The following is a 5,696-nucleotide window of genomic DNA, read 5'->3' as shown; positions in this document are numbered from 1 at the left end:
GTCCTCGCCGTCCTGCGCGGCTCGGCCGTCAACCAGGACGGCGCCTCCAACGGCCTGACCGCCCCCAACGGCCCCGCCCAGGAACGCGTCATCCGCCAGGCCCTCGCCGGCGCCGGCCTCACCCCGGCCGACGTGGACGCCGTCGAGGCCCACGGCACCGGCACCAGCCTCGGCGACCCCATCGAGGCCCAGGCCCTGCTCGCCACCTACGGCCAGGACCGCCCCGAGGACCGCCCCCTCTACCTCGGCTCCCTCAAGTCCAACATCGGACACGCCCAGGCCGCCGCCGGCGTCGGCGGCGTCATCAAGATGATCCAGGCCATGCGGCACGCCACCCTGCCCAAGACCCTCCACGCCGACACCCCCTCCCCCCACATCGACTGGGAGACCGGCGCCGTCGAACTGCTCACCGAGGCCCGCGACTGGCCCGCCACCGGTCGCCCCGCCCGCGCCGCCGTCTCCTCCTTCGGCATCAGCGGCACCAACGCCCACGTCATCCTCGAACAGGCCCCCGACACCCCCGCCCCCACCCCGGCCCGCGCACAGGACGACGGCACCGGCCTCACCCCCTGGATCCTCACCGCCAAGGACGAGACCGCCCTGCGCCGCCAGGCCCAGCGCCTGCACGACCACCTCACCGCCCACCCCGACCTCGACCCGGCCGACGTCGGCCTCTCCCTGGCCACCACCCGCGCCGCGCTCGACCACCGCGCCGCCGTCCTCGGCACCGACCGCACCACCCTCCTCGACGGCCTCGCCGCCCTCGCCCACGGCGAAACCGACCCGGCCGTCGTCCGCACCGCCCCCGGCCGCCGCGGCCGCACCGCCTTCCTCCTCACCGGCCAGGGCAGCCAGCGCCTGGGCATGGGCCGCGAACTGTACGCCTCGTCCCCCGTCTTCCGCCGCGCCCTCGACGAGGTCTGCCGCCACCTCGACACCGAACTGTTCCGCCCCGTCAAGGACGTCCTGTTCGCCCCCGACGGATCGGCCGACTCCGCACTGATCGACCAGACCGCCTTCACCCAGTCCGCGCTGTTCGCCATCGAGGTCGCCCTCTACCGCCTCGCCGAACACCACGGCATCACCCCCGACTACCTCCTGGGCCACTCCATCGGCGAAGTCACCGCCGCCCACCTCGCCGGCGTCCTCGACCTCGCCGACGCCTGCACCCTCGTCGCCGAACGCGGCCGGCTCATGCAGGCCGCCCGCGAGGGCGGCGCCATGGCCGCCCTCCAGGCCGGCGAGGAAGAGGTGCGCACCCTGCTCGCCGACCACGACCCCGACACCGTCGCCGTCGCCGGACTCAACGGCCCCCGCGCCACCGTCATCTCCGGCGACGAGGCCACCGTCGAGGAGATCACCGCCCTGTGGCGCGCCCGCGGCCGCAAGACCAAGCGACTGCCCGTCAGCCACGCCTTCCACTCACCCCACATGGACGAGGTCCTCGACGAGTTCCGCCACGTCGCCGAAGGCCTCACCTACCACGCCCCCCGCATCCCCGTCGTCTCCAACGTCACCGGCGTCCTGGCCACCACCGAACAGCTCACCTCACCCGACTACTGGGTCTCCCACATCCGCGAAGCCGTCCGCTTCCACGACGGCATCCGCCACCTGGAAGAACTCGGCGTCACCGACTACCTCGAACTGGGCCCCGACGGCGTCCTGACCGCCATGGCCCAGGAATGCCTCACCCGCGAAGCCGGCCACCTCGCCCCCCTGCTGCGCTCCGGCCGCCCCGAGGCCGCCACCGCCGCCACCGCCCTCACCACCGCGATCCTGCGCGGCGCCCGCCCCGACTGGACCTCCTACTTCCCCGGCGCCCACCGCGTCGACCTGCCCACCTACTCCTTCGACCGCGGCCGCTACTGGCTGGAGGGCACCACCACCCCCGACAACGCCGAGGACCTCGGCCTCGCCACCGTCGGCCACCCGCTGCTCGCCGCCGCCGTCAGGACCGCCGACCGCGACACCCACCTGCTCACCGGCCGCCTCTCCCGCCGCACCCACCCCTGGGTGGACGGCCACACCGTCCACGGCACCGTCCTGCTGCCCGCCACCGGCCTGCTCGACCTCGCCTTCCGCGCCGCCGAACAGGTCGGCGCCGACCGCGTCGAGGAACTCACCCTCGCCGCACCGCTGATCCTGCCCGAGCACGGCACCGTCCAGCTCCAGCTCGTCGCCGGCGAACCCGACCCGGCCGGAGAGCGCACCCTCGCCGTCTACGCCCGCCCCCACCAGGACGACGACACCGACCAGCCCTGGACCCTGCACGCCGAAGGCCGCCTCGGCACCACCCCCGCCCCCGCCCCCGGCGAAAGCCTCCTCGCCTGGCCCCCGGCCGGCACCACCGAGATCGACCTCGACGGCGTCTACGACCGCCTCGCCGCCGCCGGATACGGCTACGACCACGCCTTCCAGGGCCTCAGCCGCCTCTGGACCGCCGGCGACGACCTCTACGCCGAAGTCGTCCTCCCCGAGGAACACCGCGCCGACGCCCCCCGCTTCGGCCTCCACCCCGCACTCCTCGACGCCGCCCTGCACCCCCTGCTCCCCGGCGTCACCCGCCCCGACGGCACCCCCTGGCTGCCGTTCTCCTGGTCCGGCGTCAGCCTGTACGCCACCGGCGCCACCGTCCTGCGCGTCCGCCTCTCCCTGGACCGCACCGGCGACGACTCGCTGCGGGTCGCCCTCACCGTCGCCGACGGCGCGGGCGCCCCCGTCGCCGCCGCCGACTCCCTCCTGCTGCGCCCCCTGTCCGCCGACACCCTGCGCGCGGCCGGCACCACCACCCGCGACGGCCTGTTCGGCCTCGCCTGGACCCCCCTCGCCGACCCCGCCACCACCCCGGCCCGCACCGGCTGGGCCCCCCTCGCCGGCACCGACGGACAGGGCGACAGCCACGCCGGGGTACGGACCCTGCGCGCCGCACTCGACGCGGGCGCCGCCGCCCCCGCCGTCCTGCACCTCCACGCGGCCACCCCCACCGGCACCGCCGACGCCGACCCCGCCACCCTGCCCGACCGCGCCCGCGCCGCCGTCCACCGCGTCCTGGACACCGTCCAGGAATGGCTCGCCGACGACCGCCTCGCCGACACCCGCCTCGTCGTCACCACCCGCGGCGCCGTCCCCACCGCCACCCAGGACGTCACCGACCCCACCCACGCCGGAGTCTGGGGCCTGCTCCGGTCCGCCCAGACCGAGAACCCCGGCCGGATCGTCCTGGTCGACCTCGACCCCGCCGACCCCACCGACACCGGCCTCGACGCCGCCGTCGCCACCGGCGAACCCCAGATCGCCGTCCGCGCCGGCCACCTCACCACCCCCCGCCTCACCCGCACCACCCCCCGCACCGACACCCCCCCGCCCGCCTGGGACCGCGGCACCGTCCTCGTCACCGGCGCCACCGGCGCCCTCGGCACCGTCATCGCCCGCCACCTCGTCACCACCCACGGCGCCCGCCGCCTCCTCCTCCTCAGCCGCCGCGGCCCCGACGCCCCCGGCGCCACCGCACTGCGCACCGAACTGGAGGCACTCGGCGCCCACGCCACCACCGTCGCCTGCGACGTCACCGACCGCGACTCCCTGGCCCGCGTCCTCGCCGGCATCCCCGCCGAGCACCCCCTGACCGCCGTCGTCCACACCGCCGGCGTCCTCGACGACGGCGTCGCCGCCCAGCTCACCCCCACCCAGCTCGACACCGTCCTGCGCCCCAAGATCGACGCCGCCTGGCACCTGCACCACCTCACCCGCGACCTCGACCTCACCGCCTTCGTCCTCTACTCCTCCGTCGCCGGCCTCATCGGCACCGCCGGCCAGGCCAACTACGCCGCCGGCAACACCTTCCTCGACGCCCTCGCCGCCCACCGCCGCGCCCAGGGCCTGCCCGGCCTCTCCCTGGCCTGGGGCCTGTGGGCCGAAGCCAGCACCCTGTCCGGCGGACTCGACGAGACCGACCTGCGCCGCCTCGCCCGCGTCGGCCTGCGCCCCCTGGCCACCCAGGAGGCCACCGCCCTCTTCGACGCCGCCCCCGCCACCGGCGAACCCGTCCTGGCCGTCACCCGCCTCGACACCACCGCCCTGCGCAGCCGCGGCGACGACCTGCCGCCCGTCCTGCGCACCCTGGCCGGCCCGCCCAAGCGCCGCACCACCACCGCCGCGACCGCCACCACCGCCACCGAGACCCCGCTCGCCGAACGGCTCGCCGCCCTCGGCCCCGCCGAACGCGAACGCGCCCTCACCGACCTCGTACGCGCCCAGGTGGCCGGCGTCCTCGGCCACGGCGACCCCGCCGGCATCGAGGCCGACCGGGCCTTCCAGGAACTCGGCTTCGACTCCCTCACGGCCGTCGAACTGCGCAACCAGCTCAACCGCGCCACCGGCCTGCGCCTGCCCACCACCCTCGTCTTCGACCACCCCTCGCCGCGCGCCCTGGCCACCCACCTCCTGGGCGAACTCGCCGTGCAGGAGGCCTCCCCGGCCGACCCGGTCCTCACCCCGCTCACCGGCCTGGAGGCGGCCATCGCCGCCGCGGCCCCCGACCGCGAAGCACGCGAACTGATCACCGCACGGCTCAGGGAACTCCTCAAGGCCGCCGAGGGCACCGCCGAACCCGCCCCCCAGGACGCCGCCGACGACGACCAGGACCTGGAGACGGCCAGCGACGAGGAGCTCTTCGCGCTCCTGGACGACCTCGAATGACCCGCACCCGCCGCCGACCGCCGACCACCACCGCCATCACCACCCGGGAGCTGAATTCACGTGGCTGACGAGGTACAACTCCGCGAATACCTCAAGAGGGCCATCGCCGACGCCCGAGACGCCCGCAAGCGTCTGCGCGAGGTCGAGGACAAGGAGCAGGAGCCGATCGCGATCGTCTCCATGGCCTGCCGCTACCCCGGCGGCGTCGCCTCCCCCGAAGACCTGTGGCAGCTGGTGGCCGACGGCGTCGACGCCGTCTCCGGCTTCCCCACCGACCGGGGCTGGGACCTCGACTCCCTCTACGACCCCGACCCGGAGAAGACCGGCACCTCCTACTCCCGCGAAGGCGGCTTCCTCTACGACGCCGACCTCTTCGACCCCGAACTGTTCGGCATGTCCCCGCGCGAGGCCCTCGCCGCCGACCCCCAGCAGCGCCTCCTCCTGGAGACCGCCTGGGAGACCTTCGAACGCGCCGGCATCGACCCCGTCTCGCTCAAGGGCACCAGGACCGGCGTGTTCGCCGGCGTCATGTACAACGACTACGGCTCGCGCCCCCACCTGCCCCCGGAGGGCTTCGAGGGCTACCTCTTCAGCGGCAGCGCCGGCTCCATCGCCTCCGGCCGCGTCGCCTACACCTACGGCCTGGAAGGACCGGCCGTCACCGTCGACACCGCCTGCTCCTCCTCCCTGGTCGCCCTCCACCTCGCCGCCAACGCCCTGCGCCGCGGCGAGTGCGACCTCGCCCTCGCCGGCGGCGTCACCGTCATGTCGACACCCGTCGCCTTCATCGAGTTCTCCCGGCTGCGCGGCCTGGCCGCCGACGGCCGCAGCAAGTCCTTCGCCGCCTCCGCGGACGGCACCGGCTGGGCCGAGGGCGTGGGCCTGCTCCTGCTGGAGAAGCTCTCCGACGCCCGCCGCAACGGCCACCAGGTCCTCGCCGTCCTGCGCGGCTCGGCCGTCAACCAGGACGGCGCCTCCAACGGCCTGACCGCCCCCAA

2 protein-coding genes are annotated in these 5,696 nt (G+C 75.5%); both read left to right on the top strand.

Features of this window, described 5'->3' with window-relative positions:
- The coding region (locus IE287_RS37855) for a type I polyketide synthase (protein WP_189853972.1) at positions 1–4,698 on the top strand (4,698 nt) is incomplete at its 5' end.
- Between the two features lie 60 nt (positions 4,699–4,758).
- Positions 4,759–5,696: beta-ketoacyl synthase N-terminal-like domain-containing protein (locus tag IE287_RS37850; protein ID WP_189853971.1), on the top strand; the 938-nt coding region annotated here is incomplete at its 3' end.

Origin of the sequence: Streptomyces omiyaensis (genome assembly GCF_014650895.1) — a bacterium.
In the GTDB taxonomy this organism is placed as follows: Bacteria; Actinomycetota; Actinomycetes; order Streptomycetales; family Streptomycetaceae; genus Streptomyces; species Streptomyces omiyaensis.
Note: the sequence above shows the minus strand (reverse complement) of the source record. Positions and strands in the feature narration are given on the sequence as shown.